General features: G+C 55.9%; 23 protein-coding genes. 3 read left to right on the forward strand and 20 right to left on the reverse strand.

Annotated features, from left to right (window positions below; all coding sequences use genetic code 11):
• Position 1: 1 nt before the first annotated feature.
• The 9 genes from QOL67_RS01465 to QOL67_RS01505 form a co-directional block, all read right to left on the reverse strand.
• Complete coding sequence (locus QOL67_RS01465) at positions 2 to 268, reverse strand: hypothetical protein (RefSeq protein WP_283424163.1); 267 nt, start codon at positions 266 to 268, stop codon at positions 2 to 4.
• Between the two features lie 11 nt (positions 269 to 279).
• Positions 280 to 1635 (reverse strand): DUF6638 family protein, encoded by a 1356-nt coding sequence (locus QOL67_RS01470; protein WP_283424164.1) that lies wholly within the window; start codon positions 1633 to 1635, stop codon positions 280 to 282.
• Positions 1628 to 2551 carry a putative phage abortive infection protein gene (locus QOL67_RS01475; RefSeq protein WP_283424165.1) on the reverse strand — a complete coding sequence of 308 codons (924 nt, stop codon included), beginning with the start codon at positions 2549 to 2551 and terminating at the stop codon, positions 1628 to 1630. Before QOL67_RS01475 ends, QOL67_RS01470 begins: the two co-directional genes overlap by 8 nt.
• A complete protein-coding gene (locus tag QOL67_RS01480; RefSeq protein ID WP_283424166.1) occupies positions 2551 to 2931 on the reverse strand; it encodes a hypothetical protein in 381 nt (126 codons plus the stop codon). Before QOL67_RS01480 ends, QOL67_RS01475 begins: the two co-directional genes overlap by 1 nt.
• Positions 2931 to 4868, reverse strand: a complete 1938-nt coding sequence (locus QOL67_RS01485) for an AAA family ATPase (RefSeq protein ID WP_283424167.1) — start codon at positions 4866 to 4868, stop codon at positions 2931 to 2933. The genes QOL67_RS01480 and QOL67_RS01485 overlap by 1 nt, the downstream gene beginning before the upstream one ends.
• 69 nt (positions 4869 to 4937) lie before the next feature.
• Entirely contained in the window at positions 4938 to 5417 is a 480-nt protein-coding gene (locus QOL67_RS01490) for a hypothetical protein (RefSeq protein WP_283424168.1), read from the reverse strand.
• The gene (locus QOL67_RS01495) at positions 5414 to 6535 is read right to left on the reverse strand and encodes a hypothetical protein (protein ID WP_283424169.1); all 1122 of its coding nucleotides are present in this window, start codon (positions 6533 to 6535) and stop codon (positions 5414 to 5416) included. The genes QOL67_RS01490 and QOL67_RS01495 overlap by 4 nt, the downstream gene beginning before the upstream one ends.
• A 498-nt stretch (positions 6536 to 7033) precedes the next feature.
• Complete coding sequence (locus tag QOL67_RS01500; RefSeq protein ID WP_283424170.1) at positions 7034 to 8110, reverse strand: coiled-coil domain-containing protein; 1077 nt, start codon at positions 8108 to 8110, stop codon at positions 7034 to 7036.
• A gap of 197 nt (positions 8111 to 8307) precedes the next feature.
• Positions 8308 to 9516, reverse strand: a complete 1209-nt coding sequence (locus QOL67_RS01505; protein ID WP_283424171.1) for an aminopeptidase P family protein — start codon at positions 9514 to 9516, stop codon at positions 8308 to 8310.
• Between the two features lie 210 nt (positions 9517 to 9726).
• Here QOL67_RS01505 and QOL67_RS01510 point away from each other — a divergent pair, with 210 nt between their 5' ends.
• Positions 9727 to 10698, forward strand: a complete 972-nt coding sequence (locus QOL67_RS01510) for a P1 family peptidase (protein ID WP_283424172.1) — start codon at positions 9727 to 9729, stop codon at positions 10696 to 10698.
• Here QOL67_RS01510 and QOL67_RS01515 read toward each other — a convergent pair.
• The 8 genes from QOL67_RS01515 to QOL67_RS01550 form a co-directional block, all read right to left on the reverse strand.
• Positions 10695 to 11474, reverse strand: coding sequence for an alpha/beta hydrolase (locus QOL67_RS01515; protein ID WP_283424173.1), 780 nt, complete (start codon positions 11472 to 11474; stop codon positions 10695 to 10697). The genes QOL67_RS01510 and QOL67_RS01515 overlap by 4 nt on opposite strands.
• An 80-nt stretch (positions 11475 to 11554) precedes the next feature.
• Positions 11555 to 12757 (reverse strand): MFS transporter, encoded by a 1203-nt coding sequence (locus QOL67_RS01520; protein WP_283424174.1) that lies wholly within the window; start codon positions 12755 to 12757, stop codon positions 11555 to 11557.
• 140 nt (positions 12758 to 12897) lie between these two features.
• Positions 12898 to 13371, reverse strand: a complete 474-nt coding sequence (locus QOL67_RS01525; RefSeq protein ID WP_283424175.1) for an Hsp20 family protein — start codon at positions 13369 to 13371, stop codon at positions 12898 to 12900.
• A gap of 134 nt (positions 13372 to 13505) precedes the next feature.
• Positions 13506 to 14324, reverse strand: a complete 819-nt coding sequence (locus tag QOL67_RS01530; RefSeq protein ID WP_283424176.1) for a trypsin-like serine peptidase — start codon at positions 14322 to 14324, stop codon at positions 13506 to 13508.
• A 20-nt stretch (positions 14325 to 14344) separates the two neighbouring features.
• Positions 14345 to 15136: a trypsin-like serine peptidase gene (locus QOL67_RS01535; RefSeq protein WP_283424177.1), complete on the reverse strand. Its 792-nt coding sequence runs from the start codon at positions 15134 to 15136 to the stop codon at positions 14345 to 14347.
• A gap of 105 nt (positions 15137 to 15241) precedes the next feature.
• A complete protein-coding gene (glcF, locus tag QOL67_RS01540) occupies positions 15242 to 16564 on the reverse strand; it encodes a glycolate oxidase subunit GlcF (RefSeq protein ID WP_283424178.1) in 1323 nt (440 codons plus the stop codon).
• Between the two features lie 4 nt (positions 16565 to 16568).
• Positions 16569 to 17705, reverse strand: a complete 1137-nt coding sequence (locus tag QOL67_RS01545; protein ID WP_283424756.1) for an FAD-binding protein — start codon at positions 17703 to 17705, stop codon at positions 16569 to 16571.
• Between the two features lie 11 nt (positions 17706 to 17716).
• Entirely contained in the window at positions 17717 to 19156 is a 1440-nt protein-coding gene (locus tag QOL67_RS01550; protein WP_283424179.1) for an FAD-linked oxidase C-terminal domain-containing protein, read from the reverse strand.
• Positions 19157 to 19240: 84 nt separating this feature from the next.
• On the opposite strand from QOL67_RS01550, the gene QOL67_RS01555 reads away from it, so the two are divergent.
• The gene (locus QOL67_RS01555; RefSeq protein ID WP_283424180.1) at positions 19241 to 19939 is read left to right on the forward strand and encodes a DUF599 domain-containing protein; all 699 of its coding nucleotides are present in this window, start codon (positions 19241 to 19243) and stop codon (positions 19937 to 19939) included.
• A gap of 109 nt (positions 19940 to 20048) precedes the next feature.
• Here the strand turns inward: QOL67_RS01555 and rlmH are convergent, their stop codons facing one another.
• On the reverse strand, positions 20049 to 20525 hold the full coding sequence (gene rlmH, locus QOL67_RS01560; RefSeq protein WP_283424181.1) for a 23S rRNA (pseudouridine(1915)-N(3))-methyltransferase RlmH: 477 nt from the start codon (positions 20523 to 20525) through the stop codon (positions 20049 to 20051).
• Between the two features lie 44 nt (positions 20526 to 20569).
• Complete coding sequence (gene rsfS, locus QOL67_RS01565) at positions 20570 to 20953, reverse strand: ribosome silencing factor (RefSeq protein ID WP_430458934.1); 384 nt, start codon at positions 20951 to 20953, stop codon at positions 20570 to 20572.
• A 209-nt stretch (positions 20954 to 21162) separates the two neighbouring features.
• On the opposite strand from rsfS, the gene QOL67_RS01570 reads away from it, so the two are divergent.
• Complete coding sequence (locus tag QOL67_RS01570) at positions 21163 to 21537, forward strand: hypothetical protein (protein WP_283424182.1); 375 nt, start codon at positions 21163 to 21165, stop codon at positions 21535 to 21537.
• Here QOL67_RS01570 and QOL67_RS01575 read toward each other — a convergent pair.
• Positions 21524 to 22969 carry a mechanosensitive ion channel family protein gene (locus QOL67_RS01575; RefSeq protein WP_283424183.1) on the reverse strand — a complete coding sequence of 482 codons (1446 nt, stop codon included), beginning with the start codon at positions 22967 to 22969 and terminating at the stop codon, positions 21524 to 21526. The genes QOL67_RS01570 and QOL67_RS01575 overlap by 14 nt on opposite strands.
• Between the last annotated feature and the right edge of the window lie 105 nt (positions 22970 to 23074).

Below are 23074 nucleotides of genomic sequence, written 5' to 3' on the forward strand. Positions count from 1 at the left end.
CCTAGTGGAAATTCATAAAGTAGATCAACGCGATCACGATGGTCACAGGGATTATATAGACACCCCAGATCAATTTGCGACGCAAAGAGCCGTCATAGTCCTGCAACCCTTGCTCGATGAAGGCATCCCGATCACCGCTCATGCCCTCACGGTCCCACTCCGCCTCCAGCTTGTCGCGCCGTTTAGAGCGCGAATACAGCGACAGACAAATGTAGACAATGGTGAGCACAACAAAGCCCACAACCGACAATCTCGCCAATGCAAACATGACCTACCTCCTCACCGTCCCGATTTGACTGCGCCCCACGGGCCAACCCGCGATATCATATCCTCAGATGCCCGCCGCATCACACGGGGCATTTCCAACGGCGCGTCAAAGCCAAATAGCGCCTCACGCGCCCCCGCCTTGTCGACCTGATACTCTCGCTCCAGAAAATCTGCCACAAAGCTTTTCTTGGTGTCTGACCAGCCTTGATACAGGCGGTAAAACACCTCTTTGTGGCAGATAAACAGCTGCCGGATATCTTTGGGCGCCAGCTCGGCCAAAAGCATATTCACCAAATCCCGCTGATCCGTGGCGGTTGCGCGCAGCGTGTAGAAATAGGCGGGATGATCGCTGGTAATCTTGGGCCACTTGCCATCACTCTCCGCCCAATCCACCATCTTGCGAAGCTCATGGTATTCGGGGGGCAATTGCTCTGCATGATTGCGGGCCAGACGACGGATATCACTGCGCGTCGCCCCGGTCAGGTCCACACCCGCCTCCTGCGCCGCATCCACAACAATGAAATCCATCTTCTGACGCAGAATGGCCGCGCCATCCACACCCCGCGCTTTCACAATTGGCTCGGCCAGATCGTTGTAGTCCAGAAACTTCGCAATCTGATTTCGGTCTTTGAAATCAAATGTATATTTGATCGGAAGCTTGCCCAACTCAGCCTTGTCGCCCGCCGTGATCACGGCTGGATGCGCCAAGCCGCGGAACAGGTAGACGCCGCCAAAATGCGCGGTCCAATAATCCTGCTGATCAAACGCCATATGTTTGAGTGTCACTGGATTGCGCGTCACATCGCCGGTGCGTTTGGCCAGCGTGATCATGTCGGCAATCAGCACATCGTCAAACCAGCCATCTTCCTCCTGTTTGAACCGATCCGCCAGCGCGCCGAGCTTCTCTGCATCGCGCAGCGTACCTTCGGTCGTGTCCGCCTCAATCGTGACCTTTCGAATGTCCATCAGATTGCTGGGCTGGCTGACTGAGAACACCGAATTCACCAACTCGCCCGCCACCGCATCCCGCGCGGTCAGGGCGAAGAGCTGCGGCTCGTTTTCCTCAATGAAATGTCGCAGAATATCTCGGCTGGTGGAGAACTTGATGTTCAAAAGCGGCGCGGATTTCTGATCCGTGGTCAGCAGGATGAACTGACGGTTGCAGCCCCCGTGGTTGAGGTAGAGATGATCGTCCAACTCATCGCCAATTTCCGGCGAATAGCCCGAGATATCGATGTGAAAATCGGTGAGATTGGTGGTCTTACCCGTCAAATGTTTCAGCGCCCGATTATAGCGCTCCACCAACACCGGCGAGGCCACTTCGATCAGGTTGCCAAACATCAGGCCGCGTTGGATCAGTCTATGCATCAGAAGCCCCAAAACATTTCAAAGTAAACGAATCCCTATGCGCAGAACTTGCCAATCTGTTGAGCGGCAAGTTGTCAAACAGCTCAAAGCTCTCAATATATGGGACAAAGTTTTTTCCACGTTCAGTGAGCGCGTTGTAAAAAAGAACCAAAAGCTCATCATCTGAAAACAGAGAGCGCACCAATTTTCGATGCTTAGGTTGAACTTCCGGTGCTTCATCCAAAACGCGCAACATATTATATACATACCTAAAATATTGACTTAGACCGGAACTATGCTTGTTGAACATCGAGTCATAGCGCACCAACGTCTCATCTACCGTTTCGGCGCGCGAGAACAATCTATCACCCGTCGGCCTTTCTCTGACTTGACGATAAAAGAAACCGAAGCAATCCCGCCCCTTATAAAGTATCGGTTTGTTTTCACCTCTTTCCTGAATGTCTAGGTTGCCCACAATCGAATTCAAACTTGCAATCATTTCAAAAACGAAATTGTCGAAATTCTGGCGATTAGCCGTGTTCGCCAACTCCTGTGTAGCTTCTTTTTGCTCACTCATCTCAATCCGAGTAAGGCGAAGTTCTTCCCTTTGCGCAGCAAGTTCCTTGCTCTGCAACATCACCGTCACGATAATCCAAAGAAATGCTAGAGCCCCAGCGACTCCTGCCAAGGTATCGCCGATCTCATTTGGCGGCGCGGTTAGAAAAGACCAAATGCGCCACGACCAGTCAGCATCCGTTCTCTGGGGCAAAAGAGCAAAGACCGCGATCCCAGCAAAGAAAAGCTTTGTACTCCCAATGCCAATAAACAAGGGATTTCCACGCCTTGCTCCAACTCGCACTAATCGAATTTGGCGCTTCACCCATTCAAACACTTGCATGCATAAAAGAAACGATTTCTGAAAAATGCCTTGAGCCATCACCGCTCCCTCGCCGCAATGTCCTGCCCGCGCCGCGCTTCCACGCCCTGCGCATGACCAAACCACACCAACCCCAAGATCGGCACCCAGACAATTGCTGTCATCGCAGCCAATCTCAGGTGCATCTGAAGCGGCGGACCGGTCCGCCCGTCGCTGCCAAACGCCAAGGCATGCGCCCCGCGCAAATACACAAGCAGAAGCGACAGACCGCAGGCAACCGCAAACAGAATCAAGGCGGACAGCAAAATGCCCGTTGCAACCTTGCCATGCGACCGTGTCTCCCGTTCGACCAGCATACGCGGCAACAGCATCGCCAAAATGGCCAGAACCACCAGCGGCGCACCCGTATTCCAAAACCCAACGCTGTCGATCACAAACACTAGGCTTTGCCCTCCAAATACCGCCGCTTCGCCGCCTCGGACCGTTGCATGTCGCGCACCATATTGGAGATCGCAACCTCGTCGGATTTGTCGGCATAGCGGAACTCGCTATCGGCGTAGCGGTTGATTTCTTGCACCACCATCTCGGTGGTGATCGGTACCCGCAGCTCGCTGATCATCGCAGACTTGGTGTCATAATCTTTCTGCAAAAACAGCTCCGGCTGCTCCATCCACACATCCGGCAATTCAAAGTCCATCGCGCGCACTTTTACCGCATCGGTGATGTTTTTGATCGCACGTCCGGTGAAGCGCGGATCGGCCTCCTGAATGGCCTTCAGGTACGTGCCCATCTTAGCAATGGTATCCAACTCGCCAACCTGCCCGTGCACGTTATCAAACACATTCAGAAGTCCCGGTTCATGTGGTCGGGAATGACTCTCAAAGCTTGCGGCCACGGCCTTCTGAATGGCCTGCGCTTCAAACAACGTATGGTCACCCAGCGCGATGTCGTGGTTCTTGCCCATCAGCAGCGCCAAAATATCGATGTAGTCTTCTTGCGTTTGCGGCCCATCCACCAGGAACCGCGCCCCGGCCCGTTGGCGCAGCGCGTCGTCCACGTTCTCCGGATAGTTGGAGAACATGCCAAAGGTACAGTTACCGCGCACCACGGTATTGGCGCCCGCAAAGGCCTCCATAAACACCGCTGTGACTTCCTGTTGGCCAGCCGATGATTGTCGATCGCCACGCTTGCCTGCAATCTGGTCGATGTCGTCAATTGTGCCAAAGCCAATCACCTGCGGATCAAGCACATTCTGCACAAACGCCTTGGCGTTCTGCCCCGATTTACCCTGATAGCTGTCGATATTGTCGATGCCAAAGTTCTGATACCGGAAGGCATAGCCCGCCACCTGACAGTAGTCGTTGATCAACCCCGCCATCATCTGGATCAGCGTGGTTTTCCCGGTGCCCGGCGCGCCATCGCCCATAAAGGTAAAGATAAAGCCGCCCAGCTCTGCAAAGGGGTTGAGCCGTCGATCAAAGTCATAGGCCATCAGCATTTTGGCCAGTTTCATCGCCTGATATTTGGCGATGTGGTTGCCGACCACTTCATTCGGCTTCTTGAAACTCATGGTCAGCGTGGAGCCCTTCGCCGCCCGCGCTGGCGTAAACCCGTTGATGGTCAGCGCATCGGCCTCAACCTTCCAACTTGCCCCGACAAACGCCCCCAACTGTGGCGCATTCTGCGCCCGCAACGCGACCTTCTCCATCAACTGCTCGGCAAAGGCACAGATACAGGCGACCAACCGATCCTCATCAGAGACCAACGCCGCAATATCCTGATCCAGCTCCCACAACGCGCCATGCAACGCCAGCTGCGCATTGTCAGTCAGAACTTCTTCAACCTCGCCGACTTCAACCTGCGCCTCACCCAACAATGGCGCCAGAAGGAACGAGGTTGCATTGGCAAAGACATAGCCGACTGCCAGCGCCTCCGCCGCCAAAAGCTCCGAAAACGCCGTCTTCTTGTCCGCGCCCAGCGCACCTGCGAGATTGTCCCGCTTCAAATCCGCCAGACCGGAGCCTTCGGCAAAATTCTCGCCCACGGCCAAAGCAATCGCCAAAGCTCGGCGCATCCCGTGCAGCACATTGGCTTGCACGGGCGACACCAGCGGATCTTCCCCGCCTGCGCCCTCAATCCGTTCCACCAGATGCACGCCTTCAGGCCGAGCGGTTGAGCGGGTCACCAACCCCGGCGTGGTGCTGCGAAACCGCCGCCTTGCACCAATCCCGCTGGACCGTTCCGGCGTGGCCACTGGGTCTTTGCCTTTGGCAATCCGCGGTGTGTGATCAAAGCCATCCAGCATCGCCACAGCCGCATCATAATGCTTGCGAATATCCTCTTCGCGCAGCTCCATCTGATCACTTGTCAGGCTCATCTAAATCTCCACCCAAACTTCTTTCTTGCCAAATTACTCGCGCCGCGGGTGTGGCCGCGTCACGTTCATTTAACTCTGCTTCGCGGTATCAAAAACGCACCACTTCTGTTCATTATAGTCTTCAGGCAACAAAGCGCCTTCCCACGTTCCGGCGGGCCAGTCTTTGTCTACATGCGCAATTGCGAGGTTGTCATATCGCTGCTCAGAACGGGACAGGCAGACCAAAAGCACCTCGCCCATGTTGCGCGATCCAGTACCAACAGCGCGTTCGAAACAATCAACTCGGTCAGGCTTTTCGAGCATCCAGTCAATGGGTTCCATCGAACAGGGCAGACGCCAACCTGCTTGCGCTTGGTCATAGAGTTCATTTGCGGGTTCAAATTCGTTCTCCACCGCCCAGCTCTCAAACTCCGTCAGTGAGAATGTGTTGGCGAAAGCGAAAACCACATCCAGCCGCAGCCTTTGAACTTTTTTACCAGACCAAAAAGCCATACCACCGACAGCAACTGCCAATACAGACAGACCAATTATCCAAGTGAACCGTCTCAATACCGCAGCACCCGCCCTTGCGGGCTCACCACATATTTCGTTACGTTGCCAAACCCCGGCGGGTTAAGCTCTTCAAGCGCCTGAAACGGCCTCTGCGGCAGAATGACAGCACGCTCCAAGCTGGTCGCGCCGGTGTCCACGCCGCGCCCGGAAAACGGGTCCAATGCAAACACCTCCCGCTCCACCGTGCCAAACCAGCCAGAGCGCTCATCTTGCACCCGCTCACTGACCAAATCTTCAGTGGTCCAGGCCAACGTCCAATCGTCGCCCTCAGGCGCTCGCGCGGCGTCTAAAACCTCCCGGATTGGCCCGCTCTGCTTGGTAAACGCGCTTGAATACATCGGCCCCACATGAATGCGCCGCAGCCGTTTCGGGTGCAGATCGTCAAAGCTTTCATCAAAGCCTTTGGCGATGGTTACCAGTTTCAAGCCACCCACGGCTTGCCCCATAAGATGCGCTTGCACCTCCGGCCAGCGCCGCTCATCCTTGGGCAACGCCCGCCGCCCGGTGTCCTCAAGGCCCATGAGGTAGATCGTCGGCAGGTTCACCTGACTGTCGTAAACCGCCCAATGCAGCAAATACTTGCGCCGCCGCTCCGACAGATTGCCTTGCCAGCGTACCTCCGGATGGTTCTGCGCCCAGAACAGCTCGCCTTTAAGCAATTCTTCATAGTAGAGCCGCTGGCTCAGCGCGAATTGCAGCTTGGTCGGGATCTCCTGATCGCCAATAATGCCGCGCAGCATGTCGTCTTTGAGCTGCTCTGCACTGGGCATATTGCGCAAATGGCTTTCGGCCTGCTGCGCGTCATTGGCCATGACCAACAACTCATTGAACACCGGAAATCCACTCTCCACAGCGTCCATAGAGAGACTGCCAAAGAACTGACCCGTCTGGCGCCCCACCAGCAGGTATTTCATGCTCAGCGCTTTGAAAGTGTAGCCAATCGAGGCCAGATAACGCGTAAGGATTTCCACCTCATTCTGCCCAATCGCCCCCTCAGCCGCCCGCGCCGCCGCAACCTGAGTCAGATGCTCGGTGATGCGCTCAAACTTCTGAAAATACCGCCGCGACGCGCGGGTCTCCATCAGAGCTGTGTGGTCTTTGGTTGTGTCGTTCATTTTACTCCTCTGGGACACGCAGTGTCACGGATCGCGCCCGACCCCGCCCCCCAGGGCGGGCGCGATTTTGCAACGTTGGTAACAATCAGTGCTGTTGAAGACTGCTGGAAAGGCTGCGCCAAACCGACAGCCGCCCTCGGGTTCGGGCGCAATCCTGCGGTATTCTGAAGCTTAGTTTTCACCAGAATGTTTCCCTCGGTTTAAGATCCTGCGTCTCATAAGGCTGCTTGCAAAAATCATCGCAACGGCTACGGCCGCAAAAACTCCCCAACCGAGCAGATCATGCTCATGCGCCGGAAAGTTCTGTGTTTGCTTGGCCAACCGCCAAGTCAGAAATCCGGCAAGAAACAGAACAGTGGCACTCGCTGTCCAGAATCTGTCCGCACGCCCCAAAAAAAGCGCCAAAAAGGAATCCATTGCGCACAGCATTGACAAACCCACTGCACGAAAAAAATTGTCTATGTAGCTCTGCGACCGTTTCATCACTTCAAAGAGCCATCACGCCCCATACAGATTCTTATCGTGCTTCTCGACAATCTTCTGGAACCGCCGCGCAAAGCGTTCATCCGCCTTGGCCTTCGCCTCCAACACATCGCGTGCAAACACCATGTGCTCTTCATGCGCTTCCATCATGTCGGCCATCTTCTGGTTGGTCGCCGTTCCAATCGCCGCCATTGAGGCCTGTGCTTCTTTGTCGGTCTCTACACCAATCTCGTTGATCCGGTGGGCCACATCCTGCTGCTGCGCGGTCTTCAACGATTTGGTCAGCGCATCATACAGCACAACACGCTGCTTGGTGTCTGTCTGCAACTTGTTGATCAGCACCATCTGCGTTGCGGCCTGATTTTGCAGCGAGTCAACCCAGGTCTTGCCTTTCTCGATATAACGCTCAAGCGTCTGGCTCTGCGCGAGCTTCACCTGCTCCTGCTGCACCAAATCGTTGTAAGACTTGTTCAAGTCGGCCAATTCGGTTTCCAGTTTGGTCCGCGCCGCCGCGTCTTGTTCCACCGCAATCTTGTTCTCAACCTCGATGATCTTGGGGTCCATGCCCATGATCTCCGCCCGTAGGCTTTCCAGCTCGCCGACGGTGAACTCACGCTCATCCAGCGTCTCGGTCAGATTTTGCTCCACCTTTACCTTCTGCTCTTCGAGCACAGCCAGTTGGCTTTCCAAAAGCTTGGTGATCACATCGGATTTGGCAATCAGGTCCTGCAGTTTGTCATCAATATTGGCAGTCTTGATGCGTTCCGCGCGCATGGAGTCGGACTTCCCGCGGCTGAACACACCTACAAAACTCTCCCAGCCGGTCTTGTCCCGCATCTGGTCAAAGTCTTTGGAGAAAGCTGATGTCACATCGTCCAGCCCCATGATCAGCTCAGCAATGTTGGAGTTCATCACATCCGTATGTGCATGCACATCGTCCAGCGTTGCGTTTTCAATATCGATCGCAATGTCGTCGCCGGTTTTCATCTTCGCCCGCGCCGCATCAATACGACCGGTCAACTCAGCAATCTTGTTTTGTGCTTCGGCCACCTGCGCTTGAGACTCACGCACTTGGGTTTCAAAATTCGCCATAAAACACTCCCTCTTTCCAATACCTTGAGCCTGATATGGGGAATGTTACTTCCATTTACATCGGACTCGAATTCAATTTGGTCAGAGTGTTGCAAATGTGCATGGCAAAAGAAAGGGGTCGTAGACACGCACCCGCATTTCGCGAGGTTTTGGCCGCTCTTTCACGCGGCCAAAACCAAGTTTGGTCTTATGCCGGCTTAACCAACGACGTTGAAGTCCGGCCCATAGGGGTAGCCGGTGATATTCTCATTGCCATCCTCGTTGATCACCAGGATGTCATGTTCGCGATAGCCGCCCGCACCGGGCTGACCGTTCGCAATGGTCAACATCGGCTCCATGGAAATCACCATGCCGGGCTCTAACACTGTCGGAATGTCTTCACGCAATTCCAACCCTGCTTCGCGACCATAATAGTGGCTCAACACGCCAAAGCTGTGGCCATAACCAAAGGTGCGATATTGCAGCAAATCCCGCTCCGCAAAGAAGTCATTGATCTGCTCGGTCACCTCGGCACAGCTCGCACCGGGTTTTAGCAGAGAAATCCCCAGCTCATGCGCGCCTACATTCGCTTCCCAAATTTTCAGGCTGGCGTCATCCACCTCGCCTACAAACAGGGTTCGCTCCAGCGCGGTGTAATACCCGGAAATCATCGGGAACGTGTTGAGTGACAGGATATCCCCGCGCTGCAATTTTCGGGATGTCACCGGATTGTGGGCCCCATCTGTGTTGATGCCCGATTGGAACCACACCCAGGTGTCACGATATTCGGCATCTGGAAACCGCTTTGCGATCTCCAACTCCATCGCATCCCGACCGGCCATGGCCACATCGATTTCACGCACGCCTTCTTTGATGGCATCCCGAATGGCATAGCCGCCCACATCTGCCACAGCGGCCCCTGCGCGGATCATCTCGATCTCCGCCGCACTCTTGTGCATGCGCTGGCGCATCGTGGCCTCATACAGATCGACAACTTTGGACGGAGACAAGAAGCTCACCAATTTGCCCTGCTGCATCAGAGTTAGGTGATCGCCTTCAATGCCGATCACCGCGCCACCACCGGTGATAGATTTGATCGCCCGCCAGTAATTGTCGCGCTGCCAATCGGTGTAGGTGATGTTGTCGCCATAGCACCGCCGCCAAGGCTGTCCCGCGTCGATGCCAGCTGAAATGGTAACGCATTCGGTTGGCGTCACCACCACCGCATAGGGCCGCCCAAAGGCGCAGTATGTGAAGCCCGAATAGTAGGACACATTATGCATGGACGTGAACACAGCCGCGTCGACACCCTGCTCAACCATAATGGCCCGCAGACCGGCCACGCGGCTGGCATATTCAGCCTCGGCAAATTGCAACGGCGCTTTCTCGCCATTGTGGAAACGATAGAATTCTGGACGTGCAGTCATTTTGACCTCCGATAAAAGAGGTCCCGGCGTTCAGGACTGTAAAGATTTGTGCGCATTCCCAAAAGGAATGTGGCGACGCCATCGCCAGTGCTGCGGGCATTTTGCCAAAACAAGCATCACGGCGACAAGCAGAATCCGACACAGATGTTTCAACCGCGACCTTGCGCATCAGATTTCCGCGCCTACTGTGACCGCAATAGGAGACAGACCATGCAGACCGGACCCAAAAACCTGATCACTGATGTCGCTGGCCTGCGCGTCGGCAACGCACAGGATGACAGCATCAAAACCGGCGCCACTGTGCTGATCGGCGATGCGCCGTTCATCTGTGGGGTTTCTGTGATGGGAGGTGCCCCTGGCACCCGTGAAACCGATCTTTTGGCGCCTGACAAAACCGTGCAGCAAGTGGACGCCCTCACCTTGTCCGGCGGTTCTGCCTTTGGTTTAGACGCCCCGTCCGGCGTCGCAGATACCCTTCGCACCCAAGGCCGGGGGTTTCCCGTCGGGGATCAAACAGTACCAATTGTGCCAGGCGCAATCCTGTTCGATCTTTTGAATGGTGGCGACAAGAATTGGACCGAAAACCCCTACAAGGCCCTTGGTGCAATGGCGCTGGCTGACGCCAGTGCGGATTTTGAATTGGGCTCGATTGGCGCAGGCACCGGCGGAACACTCGCCACCCACAAAGGTGGGCTTGGCTCCGCCTCGATGGTGCTCCCATCCGGCCACACCGTTGGTGCATTGGTCGCCGTAAATGCTCTTGGTGACGCCTCGCCGGATGGCGAACACTTCTGGGCTGCACCATGGGAAGTAGACAATGAGTTTGGCGGCAATGGCCTCCTGCCATCCGCCCCATCTGAATTGCCCAAAACCAAACTGTCTACCCACAACACCACCATTGCCATTGTCGCCACCGATGCAGATCTCACGCAAGCTCAATGTACGCGTATGGCGACGGCTGCGCATGACGGTATGGCCCGCGCATTGGTGCCGTCACACACCCCCATGGATGGCGATCTCATCTTTGGTGTCAGCACAAGTGCCAAGCCGCTTGCCGATGAAATCGCGGACGCGCTCTGGCTTGGTCACGCCGCCGCCACCTGCCTTGCCCGCGCCATTGCCCGAGGTGTCTGGCACGCCACCCCAAGAGAAGGGGACACGTTGCCGTGCTTCCGGCCTTAGGGGAACAACATCTGCGCCATGTCGCTGTCCGGATCAGAGAACGCATCGATCACATCAAAATGGTGCTTGCCGCCTGCCACAACCATGTCGCAGCTCCAAGCTTCTGACAGCCAGCGCGCCTGATCCAAGAATACGGGTCGTTCTTTGGCTCCGACCAACACGGTCACATCCACACCCGCACGCGGGGTCTGCAACACCGGGCTTTCAGCTGCGCACTCCGTCTCATCAAGTTTGAGGTCGTTGTTCATCGACGTGTTCATAAGTGGGCGCAAGTCTGCCACTGGTGAGATTGGCACCACACGTGAGATCCGTGCCGCCACATCCTCTGGCAAAACCCCGTCGCACGCCATACGCGCCACCAGATGCCCACCAGCGGAATGGCCGGCCAACATTATCGGGCCCTCCACATGTTCAGCAGCCTTAGTGACTGCCGCCGCGACCTGCTCTGTGATCTCAGAAATCCGCGCCGAAGGCGCAAGATCATACGACGGCAAAACAACGGCCCAGCCTCGTGAAATCGCTGCCCGTGCAAAATGGCTCCAGTATGATTTGTCAAACGCCATCCAATAACCGCCGTGCACAAACACCAACAGCCCCTTGGCGTCGCCGTTTGGCTGGATCAGGTCAAATTTGTGCCGCTCACCATCCCCATAAGCAATATCTTCTTCGGCGTTAGACGAAGCTCGATAGGCCGCCGCTTCGCTTGCCCAGCGCGGCGGATAGGCCTCCGCGCCCTCAATATAGGCTCCGTTGGAATATGCGTCGTCCCAATCCATAACTCTCTCCCCGGCGTTTTAAGGCACTCTGGGCGAAACTATTTCAAACCTCAAACATCTTTTGTGACCAATATCAGGGCTTAAGCTTTGAATCGCACCGCCAAGAGGTAGGCTGCGACGCTCAACGCCGCCAAACTTCCGGTCCAAATCAATGCGGTCTGATAGCCCAGCCAATCCGCCAATAGCCCCATGGCGCCTGCGCCCAGCGCCGAACCGCCAGCGGCAATCACCGCCCACAAACTCATCACTCGCCCACGCATATCATCCTCAAGATCAAGCTGAATGGCTGTTTGCGTAGAAATGGCCGTTATCGTGGTGACAAAAGACATGCCTGCAGCCACAGCAAGCGCTACCTCCCACGTTGGTGATAGCCCCAGCATTGCGACCAATATCAACCCAAAAACAATCGCCATCCGAGTGGTCAATGGCAGGCGTCCCGGCTCTTGGGGCGGCATTATCGCTTGTGAAAACCCGCCCAGGATCGCCCCAAACCCGGTCACACTCATCAGAACACCAAGCCCCTCCGCGCCGCGTTCAAAAACCCCGTCGGCCAAAGGCGGCAACACCTCAAGCGCCCCACGCGCCACCAACGCCAACACGCCCGCTATAAGCATAGCCTCTCGCACGGTTTGAGAGTGCCAAACATATCTGACGCCGGCCCCCAGTGCGCGAAAAAACGGCTCTTGCGCACTCCCGCTATCGCGCCGGGGTCGCAACGACAGCCGAGTGATGACAAACAGATAGGGCGCAAACAACATTGTCTGCACAAACAGAGTTTCAGCCACCCCAATTGTCGCAATCAGTACCCCGCCCAACGCCGGTCCAACCATCCGAGCGATGTTGAAGTTGATTGCCACAATTGTGACCACTGAGCCCACTTGATGGCGCCGCACAAGCCGGGGTGTCAGTGCCATGCGCACCGGATGATTGGCGGCAATCACCATGCCAATCAAAAGGGTGATCAGGGCAATAACCAACGGAGTCGCCCAACCCAACGCGACCACCGCCCAAAGCACAGCACTCAGCGTCGCATTGATGCTTTGCAGAACCAGCATAGTCTGCTTCACACGCCACCGATCCACCCAGACGCCAAACAATGGCGACAACACAATAGACGGCGCAAACAACAAGAACGCCACCGCACCTACAAAACTAGCGGAGTCGGTCATGTCCCAGGCCAACCAGCCAATCGTGATGCGCTGCATCCAGATCCCCAACAGGCCAAAGGCAGAGCCAAAGACATAGGTGCGGAAATTACCCGACTTCAAAGCGCCCAGATTCACGCGCCACTCCCGATGTTGGAAAACACGCCAACACCATGCCCTTCACAGGTTAAGAACACAACAAAACAAAAACGCGCGCTCCGTTGGGAACGCGCGCCTGACAACAAGAGAAGAATTGTTATGTCAGTTTGGGATGGAGGTCAGTTGACTGCTTTAGCGTCAACCACATCTTGCTCCACAGCTTTGGATGAACCACTGGAAATCTCAATCCGGCGTGGCTTTAGCGCCTCAGGGATTTCACGTTCCAAGTTGATGTGCAGCATGCCGTCTTCATGGCTTGCGCCAGTCACACGCACATGGTCCGCCAAATGGAAGCGGCGTTCAAACGCGCGGGTGGCAATCCCACGATGCAAATAGGTTTTATCCGAGGCTTCGTCGCCTTTTTTGGCGGTCACCACCAAAGCGTTTTGCTTGACTTCGATGTTCAGATCATCCGCCGAAAAACCGGCCACAGCCAGCGAGATGCGATAGGCGTCATCAGCGGTTTTTTCGATGTTATACGGTGGGTAGCTCGGCTGGGCGACGTCATTGGACAAAACGCGGTCCATCATGTTTGCCAATTGGTCAAAACCAACGGTCGACCGGTACAGCGGAGCGAGATCAAAAGTGCGCATGGTTTATCCTCCATTGAGCGACAACGATATGTAGGTGCCTTCCATTTGGACAGGCGATGAATGTGTAAGACCCGATCATCGGCGCCTCACTCAAACTCAGGTATGGTATCGAAATGGAGTTTCAACCCCGCGATTTAGGGACGCACAAATTTAGCACCACCACCGCTGCGGGTGCCAACCTGTATGCGGGTCACCCCTGTCGCCGCCTGAACTGCCGGTCGATCCCCAACACGCATGCGCCTTTTCAACTCGGCGACAACGTCCGGCAACTCCATGCCGTAGGACACTTGTTGTCCTTGTCCGGTTTCGCCCGTCGCCGAAACCACCGACAGGATTCGCACCCGGTTACCATACCGCACAAACACCGGTGCACCGGACGAGCCAAACGTTACGTTACAGTCGAAGGTCAACACACCCCAGCCACGCTGCAATATCGAACAATCTCGCTGCCAGGACAGGTGCTCGCTACGTCCACGCCCATAGCTTAGAACGGACACTTTCTCCCCTTCCTGAGGATCAACGTGAATGGAAAACGGATCTGCTTCACCAGTGGAAATCGGAGAGTTCAAGCGCAGCAGGGCCACATCGTGCGGGATCATCTTGCCACTAATTTTTCCGTCCGCGTTATCTTTATAATTGGCATCAACCACCACTCGGTTGACCTTTCGTTCGGCCAAGGCATCACCAGAGACATATCCGGCTCGAAATGTGATGTGTTCAGGTGCAATTGGCGTGCCGTTGTTGTCAAAAACACAATGCGCCGCGGTCAGCACTTGGTCCGGTGCAATCAACGCGGCCGAACAAAACCCGGTGCCGCGCATATCCAACCTTCCCAAAGCCTCCCAGCCCAGAAGATCACCGCGACTTGTCAGCGGCTGAAGCCGTTCGCCCGCGGTCACCGGCAACGCAGACAAACATGCTATCAACGCACCTAAGAATTTCGAAACCCGCATACTCACCACTCCTAAGTCAACTAAGGACGTACAAATTTGGCACCTGTGCTGTTGCGCTTCTGTAACGACATCAAGCCACCAGATTTGACGGATGACTTGCCTCTTTCCGCAAACAACTCGAGCAGTGCGTGATCCAATGCCGCGCCCAATGCCACTTTGGTGCCTTTCACTTCCGCTTTTGCGGCAACCACAGAAGCGATCCGTACCTTACCATCTTCAAAAACAAAAACCGGCGCGCCACTGCTGCCAAAATCAATGTTGCAAGACAACACGTAGACACCGCGCTGTCGCCCCATCACCTGACACACCTCTTGGAAGGAGGGCGCTTCTTCACGGCCAACAGCATAAGACACCACCCCAATCTGGGACCCTTTTCGCAGCCCAGCCGCGGTTTCAAACGGCGCAACGGTTGTATTTTTAATGGGATGATGCAGTTCCAGAAGCGCAAGGTCATTTTGCACATTCTCAATCTTAACCTCGGAACTATAGGCATACTTGGGATGCACAACGGCCCGCCGCACGGATCGGTAGGCCTCCGCACGGCCATTGCGCCAGCCCGCACGGAATTCAACTTGCCGCACATCGTAAGCCGCGCCACTGGACTTTTCGTAGAGACAATGCGCAGCGGTCAGCACCAAGTCCGGCGCGATCAGCGCACCAGTGCAAAACCCCCTGCCGTCAATTTCAAGTCGCCCGACAGCCCCCCAATCGCGGCTGTCCTCACCGGTGTCCAGTCGCTGAAGTGCGCTGTCTTGTGCGGTGGCCATCCCACCCCAAAAGATCACGCTTAGAATTGTCAGTAACCGAACCACGTCAGGCCTCCACGCTCTGATTTCCTCTGCTCTACCGCCCCCCTGCGGCGGAAATAGGGCGCGACCTTGGCACAGCTTTGATCAAAGGAACAAGTGAGGGGCGCGTCACCGCAAAATAGGAATTTCCGGAACCCGCTTGCCTGGTTCCGTGAGCGCACGTGGCTGAGGCCCGCCGGTGACCCAATCCAACAGTTCAACTGTGTGCACGATAGGCACGTCGGTGGCACTGCCGATCTGCATCATGCAGCCAATGTTTCCTGCCGCAATGATGTCCGGCTTTTTGGCCTCCAGCGTACGCACTTTTCGCGCCTTAAGCTGCGCGGATATCTCCGGCTGCATCAAATTATACGTCCCCGCAGAGCCGCAACACAAATGGCTGTCCGCTGGTTCCACCACAGTAAACCCGGCCTTCTTAAGCAGGTCCTTGGGATAGGTCTTGATCTGCTGTCCATGCTGCAAGGAACAGGCAGCATGATAGGCTACGACGGCGCCCCGATCCGCGCCGTTTGGCAGATCAAGTTTCATCAACACTTCAGACACATCCATCGCAATGCCGCTGACCCGAGCCGCATCTTCAGCCAAGGCCTCATTGCGAAACATATGGCCATAATCCTTCACCGTGGTGCCGCAGCCCGATGTGTTGATCACAATGGCGTCCAGTCCTGCGTCGTCCATCTCCGCACACCAAGCGGTGATGTTTTTGGCCGCTGTCGCGTGGCTGGCATCGGTTTTGCCCATGTGATGCGTCAGTGCCCCACAACAGCCAGCGCCCTCGGCCACCACAACTTCGCATCCCAAGCGTGTGAGCAAACGGATAGTTGCGTCATTGATATCGGTATTGAGAGCCTTTTGCGCACAGCCTGTCATCAGGGCCACGCGCATTTTCTGCTTTGCTTGAGGCGCAAAACTCTGCGGATCGTCATTACGGCTCACTGGCGGGATCGACTTAGGCGCCATGTCCAACATGGCCCGCAGGCGCGCATCCGGCATCAAGAAGCGAAATGGCCTGCCCAGCTTAGCGCCAATCAGGGCCCAACGAAACCGCATCGGATAGGGCAAAATCTGCGCCAGAATCCAGCGTAGCAAGCGATCAGTGAAGGGCCGCTTGTAGGTGTCTTCAATATACTCCCGCGCATGATCCACCAGATGCATGTAATGAACCCCACTGGGGCACGTGGTCATGCACGCCAGACAGCTCAGACACCGATCAATATGTTTGACCGTTTTGGCATCTGGCACGCGCTCGTTTTCCAGCATGTCCTTGATCTGATAAATCCGCCCGCGCGGGCTGTCGAGTTCATCGCCCAAGACCTGATAGGTGGGGCAAGTGGCGGTGCAAAAACCGCAGTGCACACAGGCACGCAAAATCTCATTGGCCCGTTGAATGCCGGGGTCTTTGAGCTGGTCCTCGGTGAAAGTTGTCTGCATCGGATTACCCCATCAATCCCGCGTTCAGGATCCCGCGCGGATCAAACTTTGCGCGCAGACCAGTTGATAACGCTGCCAACGGCGCAGGCTCCGGCTGAAACACCGGGATGGTGGATCGAGTTAGCTCTGAACCACGGATCAATGTCGCATGTCCCGCAAATAACTCGGCCCGTACGTCCGTACCCTCGGCCACTTGTATCCAAACAAGTCCGCCACCCCAATCATAGAGCACACTTACATCTGCGTGCTTGGCTCTCAGCTTTGCAACAAATTCTGGCCCATCACTTGGCTTCACAGACACCCGCCACACATCTCCAGCTTGCCCTTGCATCAAAGCCACATCCCGTACCCAAGCCCATCCAGCCCCAACTTTTGTCGGATCACGCTCGACAAGCACCTCACCCCCAAGTTTTTCCAATAATTCTGTTATCTTCGCAGCCCGATAGGCCACAGACGCCTCCAGCCCTTCGATCCGGATCATGGTCACCGGATGACCATCCACACCAGACGGCGCATGGGCAGCACCAGTCACATCATAAGGAGACCCAAGCGCCGCGCTCATCGCTGCCACTGCATCCACATCCGAAAGCCCATTTACAAGCACGCAACCAACAGCCTCCGGAATCGCTTGTACCTTGAGACTAACCTCAGTCAGCACCCCAAGCGTGCCCCAGCTCCCTGCCATCAGCTTCACCAAATCGTAGCCGGTGACATTTTTCATCACTCGCCCGCCGTTCTTCAGAACACGCCCCATGCCATCGACAAACCGCACACCCAACAGACTGTCTCGACAGGCGCCAACCTGAATACGGCGCGGGCCACTGACATTGGCAGCCACCACACCGCCAATGGTGGACGTCCCTGCGGTGCCCAATAGTTCTCGGTGGTCCATCGGTTCAAAAGCAAGCCTTTGACCTTCTGCTGCCAGCTTACCCTCAATCTCCGCCAAAGGTGTGCCAGCTGCGGCAACCACCGTGAGCGCGCCGGGCTCATACAGAGAAATCCCTGACAGGTTTGCGGTCGACAGTTTGGTGCCCGCCACCGGCCGCCCGATATCTCGTGTACCGCCCCCTTCAATGCGCAGCGGTCCATCGGCGCTCGCGACAAACTCTGCCAGTTCAGCTTCGTTGGAAGGTCTCATCATTTGCTGTCTCACTCTGCCGCCATGCGTCGCACGTCGCTCGCCGCCAAAGGAAATACTTTGGCGGGATTCAGCAACCACTTGGGATCAAACACATCTTTCACGGCCATCTGGATATCGAGATCCTCCGGCAGGTACTGATCCACCATCAAATCACGCTTTTCGATGCCAACGCCATGCTCGCCGGTCAAACAGCCGCCCACCTCCACACAGAGCCGCAGAATATCCGCCCCAAAAGCCTCACACTTCTCCAAGTCACCTGGCTTGTTGGCGTCAAACAGGATCAACGGATGCATATTGCCATCCCCCGCATGGAATACATTGCCGACATCTAGCCCATAGTCTGTGCTCAGCTCACCAATACGGCGCAGCACGTACGGCAGTTGGCTCACCGGGATCGTCCCATCCAGACACATGTAGTCATTGATCTGCCCCATCGCGCCAAAGGCAGATTTACGCCCTAACCAAATCCGCGCGCTCTCATCTGCACTGGTGCTTTCGCGCAATTCCACCGGATTGTGCGTCCGCGCGATCGCCAAAATTCGCTCCAATTGCGCGTCAATTTCTGCGTCCGATCCTTCTACCTCGACAATCAACAGCGCCTCACAGTCAGGATAGCCCGCGCCTGCAAAAGCTTCGGTGGCGCGAATGCAGGGTCGGTCCATAAACTCAATCGCTACTGGTATAATCCCAGATTTGATGATGTCCGACACGCATTGCCCAGCCACCTCATTGCTGTCAAACCCCATCAAAACAGGTCGCGCACCTTCTGGCTTGTGCAGGATGCGCAGTGTGGCCTCGGTCACCACACCCAACTGGCCTTCACTACCGCAAATCACGCCAAGCAAATCCAAACCACCAGCGTCCAGATATGCGCCGCCAATCTCAACAACCTCGCCGTTCATGGTGACCATCGTCACGCCCATCAAGTTGTTGGTGGTCACACCGTATTTCAGGCAATGCGCCCCACCAGAATTCATCGCGATATTGCCTGCAATTGCACAGGCCAATTGGCTTGATGGATCAGGCGCATAGAAGAAGCCTTCTTCCTCCACGGCACCGGACACGCTGAGATTTGTGCGGCCGGTCTGCACACGGATGAAGCGGTTTTCATAATCTGTTTCAAGCACTTCAGTCATGCGGGCCACCCCAAGGATCACCGAATCTGCTGTGGGCATAGAGCCGCCTGCCAAAGACGTCCCTGCGCCGCGCGGGACCACCGGAACGTTCTCCGCATGGCACACTTTTAGAATCGCCGCGACCTCTTCCGTTGAGGCCGGAAGCACCGCAGCGAGCGGCGGGCATCGGTAAGCCGTCAGCGCGTCACACTCATAGGCCCGCACTTCGACCTCGTCAGAGATCACCGCATCCGGCGGCAGGACCTCTTTCAAACGCGCCACAATGCGCGCCTTATTGGCAAGCACCTCGGGGTTTGGGATTGGCATGTCCATGGCTGACCTCCGTTGTAATTGGTAAATTAATATAACCAATAATCCAAGTTGGCAAGTGAGGCCGCTTCACGTTAGGGTGCAAACATGACTCCAAACATGCTTCTCGCCCAGTTCTCCACCCTTGATTACACCGCTGTTGGCACCATCTTTTTGGCCTGGGCGCTTGCCACGCATCTTATTGAAAACCCACCTAAAAGCCGACCTTCCGTGTCACGGTTGATGGCGTTTTACCGGCAGGAATGGATGGTGCATTATGTGAAGCGCGAGACGCGGGTTTTTGACGCACAAATCATGGGAAATCTACGCCAAAGCACGGCGTTTTTTGCCTCATCTTCGATGATTGCGATTGGTGGTTTGGTGGCATTGATCGGAAATACGGACCAAATTGCCGGTGTTACCAAAGACCTGACCCAGACTGCTGAACCGGCCTCCGTTCTGGAGCTCAAGCTGGTGCTGGTGCTGCTGTTTATTGGCAATGCATTTCTGAAATTTGTGTGGTCTCACAGGCTCTTCGGCTATTGCTCGGTGCTTATGGCCGCCGTGCCAAACGACGCCAATGACCCGACCGCACTGTCGCGGGCTAGGAAAGCTGGAACCATCAACATCACCGCCTCGCGCAGTTTCAACCGCGGGATTCGGGCGATCTATTTTGGCCTTGCTGCGGCTGCGTGGATATTGGGTCCGATGATGCTTATTCTGGGCGTTTTGGTGACTGTGATTGTGCTCGGACGGCGTGAATTTGCCTCCCAATCACGGGCCGCTTTGCTGCAAGAACCGCGCTGAATTAACACCTCAAAATCCACGTCGGTATCGCGTCGGTATCACGACTGCTTTGCGGAGGTGCACTTTCGCAAACCTCGTGCGCATTAACTTTTCAAAGGCTAAATGAAATTTAGACGCGGTGGTACGGCGCGCCAGCCAAAATGCTGGCCGCGCGATAAAGCTGCTCACTCAGCATCACCCGCGCCAGCATATGTGGCCAAACCATTTTACCAAAACTCAATTTGGCATCGGCCCGCGCCCGCAAGGTTGGATCAATGCCGTCCGCCCCGCCGATTACGAAGGCCAGATCCCCACGCCCATCGTCGCGCCAGCCACCCAGCATAGTGGCAAAGTCAGGACTGCTCATCAGCTTGCCACGTTCATCCAGCGCACAGATCACCGCGCCTTTGGGAATGACACCATCCAGCAAGCCGGCCTCAGCCGCCATGCCGCCACCTTTGCGGTCCTCAACCTCATGCACCGCAACCGGACCAAGGCCCAAGGCCCGTCCGGTGCGATCAAATCGAGTGAGGTAGTCGTCAAGAAGGTCGCGCTCGGGACCAGACCGCAGCCGCCCAACGGCGCAGATGTGCACCTTGAGTGCCATGTCATGCCCTCCCGACCTGCGAACAACGCAGGTCACCCAAATGCTTATGCGGCGCCGCCGGGGACCCACATCTTTTCGAGCTGGTAGAACTCGCGCACTTCCGGACGGAAGATGTGCAAAATCACGTCACCAGTGTCCACAAGAACCCAGTCACCTGTTTCCTTGCCTTCAACTTTGGCGCCGCGCCCAAACTCAGCCTTCAGCCGTTCAATCAGCTTCTCGGCAATCGCGGTCACCTGACGCGAGGAGCGCCCGGTGCAGATCACCATGTAGTCGCCAATAGACGTTTTGCCGCGCAGATCGATCTGCACCACATCTTCAGCTTTGTCTTCATCCAGAGAGGTGAGGATACGGGCAAGCAGTGCCTCGCTTGTCGTATCCGGAGAGTCCGACGTTACAATCGAACCAGTGTCAGTAGCATTGGCCACGTCGTTGTTCAGAGACAGAAGTCTGTCCTCCTTAAATCGCACCCGTTTGCCCCGGTGCCGAGCATAAATTCAAGATAGCACCGGTTGGCGCTTTTCTCAACGAAAGGCAAGGGGGATTCGCCTTCAAAGCAATCAAACCTTGTGAACTGGCCCATTCCTTTTAGGGTGAGCGAGATTAAATCACCTTCCGATCTTTGAAAGATATTGTCATGCGTAGCCTCCGTTTTGCTCCCTTCATCGTTGCCCTCTCCGCCTTGCCAGCCTTTGCAGAAGGGGACTGTGTTGCCAAAATTTCCAATGAACATGTCAATTCCACCGCTCACATGCTCATTGAGCTGAATGATTTGGGAGAGTGGAGCGACGACGCCTTTCAGGTGAGCGTCATGGCGGCCACGCGGTTTGTCGAAAAAATGGGGTGCAAAAGCGGCGATCTAAAAGTTTCCCCAAGACGAAATGAGGGAAGCTGCGTGCATTTGGTGAAAAACACACCCGCCACTTGTCTGTTTCACAGCAACCTTGGTGTGTTCAGCACGCAGGAAACCTATGATTCCTTGATCAACGTTGTCTGGTTCAATCTGGACTAGGCGTCATTGACGGTGCTGGAATGGTCGCCCCTTCGTCCTCCAACATACGCACCTCTCGCTGAGGGAACGGCAACGAAATGCCATTCTCATGGAACGCATCCCACAGCGCCAGGTACACATTGCCGCGAATGTTGGTCAGCCCGCCGGTTGGGTCTTCAATCCAGAAACGCAGGATATAGTCCACGCTGCTGTCGCCAAATCCAACGATGTGGCAGACAGGTGTGTTGGGATAATGCAGCACGCGCTGTACCGATTTTGCCGCCTCAATCGCCACTTTGCGCACCACGTGCGGGTCGTCGCCATAGGCCGTGCCAAAAAAGATATCAAGCCGCACATAGCTGTCCGAATGGGACCAGTTCACCACTTGATTGGTGATCAGGTCTTCATTGGGGATCAGGAACTCTTTGCCGTCCCGTGTGACCACAGAGATGTAGCGCGCACCCAGGGAGTTGATCCAGCCAAAGGTCTCGCCAAGTGAGATCACATCGCCAGGCTTGATCGATTTATCCATCACGATAATCAGGCCCGAGACCAGATTGGACACCACCTTTTGCAGACCAAAACCAAGGCCCACACCGATGAACCCGGTCAAGAAGGCGAGGCCTTTGAGATCAAAGCCAATGATGCGCAATCCAACAAAGAAAGCGGCGGTGTAGAGAAACACCTGTAACAGCTTGCCAAACAACACCCGCATGGAAGGCGAGATGTCTTCGCTACGCTTGAGCCTCGCATCCGCTTGGCGTGACAACAGGCGGGTGATGGCAAAGGTCAGGCCAAGCAACACAACCGCCTGCGCGATCATCCAAAGGGACAGTCGGGAGTCGCCAAACACCAACGCCATGCTGTCCATCAGCTGCACCGCGTCGTCGCGCAATCCGGTCAAAACAAGCGTGACCCAAATCCATGCGCCATAGCGCAGAAAGGTCCGCAGTGTGGTGTTCTGAACCACGCGCAATACCGCGACAACAACCAACCACGCCAAGGCCAAGTTAGCCAAGCCCACCAACAGGTAAGACCGGCTCGGCCATGTCACCGCCTGCATCAGCCAGACAGTGAACCAAATCAACAGGTTGAACACAAACAGCGGCATGCGCCGATGCACCATCATGGCATAGCGGTAGCGCAGCTTGGACCAGCCTTCGCGCGATTTTAGCCAAGCGTAGAACCGCGGTTTGAGCCAGGCAGCAATGGCAAAGGACAGCCCGAATAAACCAAGCGCTATGACAACTTGATAAAACGCCCAGGGCCGCAGCAGGCTTTCGCCAAAATTTACAACCTGCTCCCAAATGCCCAAGGCAATTTCTGTGGTTTCCGTGGTGGTTTCAGACTCCGGCGTCGACGTGACCTGCCGTTCGGCTCCGGCGATACGGTCCAACTCGGATTCCTGCGTGTCGCCAACGCCTTGTGTCTCTGCGGTGTTCTCCTCAGCCATAGAGGCATCCTTGCACGTCCGATCCCCTTGCGGCAACGCAGCAGTCACGGATTGTGCGCTTCTGCTTGAAGGAATCTGCGCGACCCTGTAGGGGAGAGCCATGAA

This window comes from Shimia sagamensis, assembly GCF_900182745.1.
In the GTDB taxonomy this organism is placed as follows: Bacteria; Pseudomonadota; Alphaproteobacteria; order Rhodobacterales; family Rhodobacteraceae; genus Shimia; species Shimia sagamensis.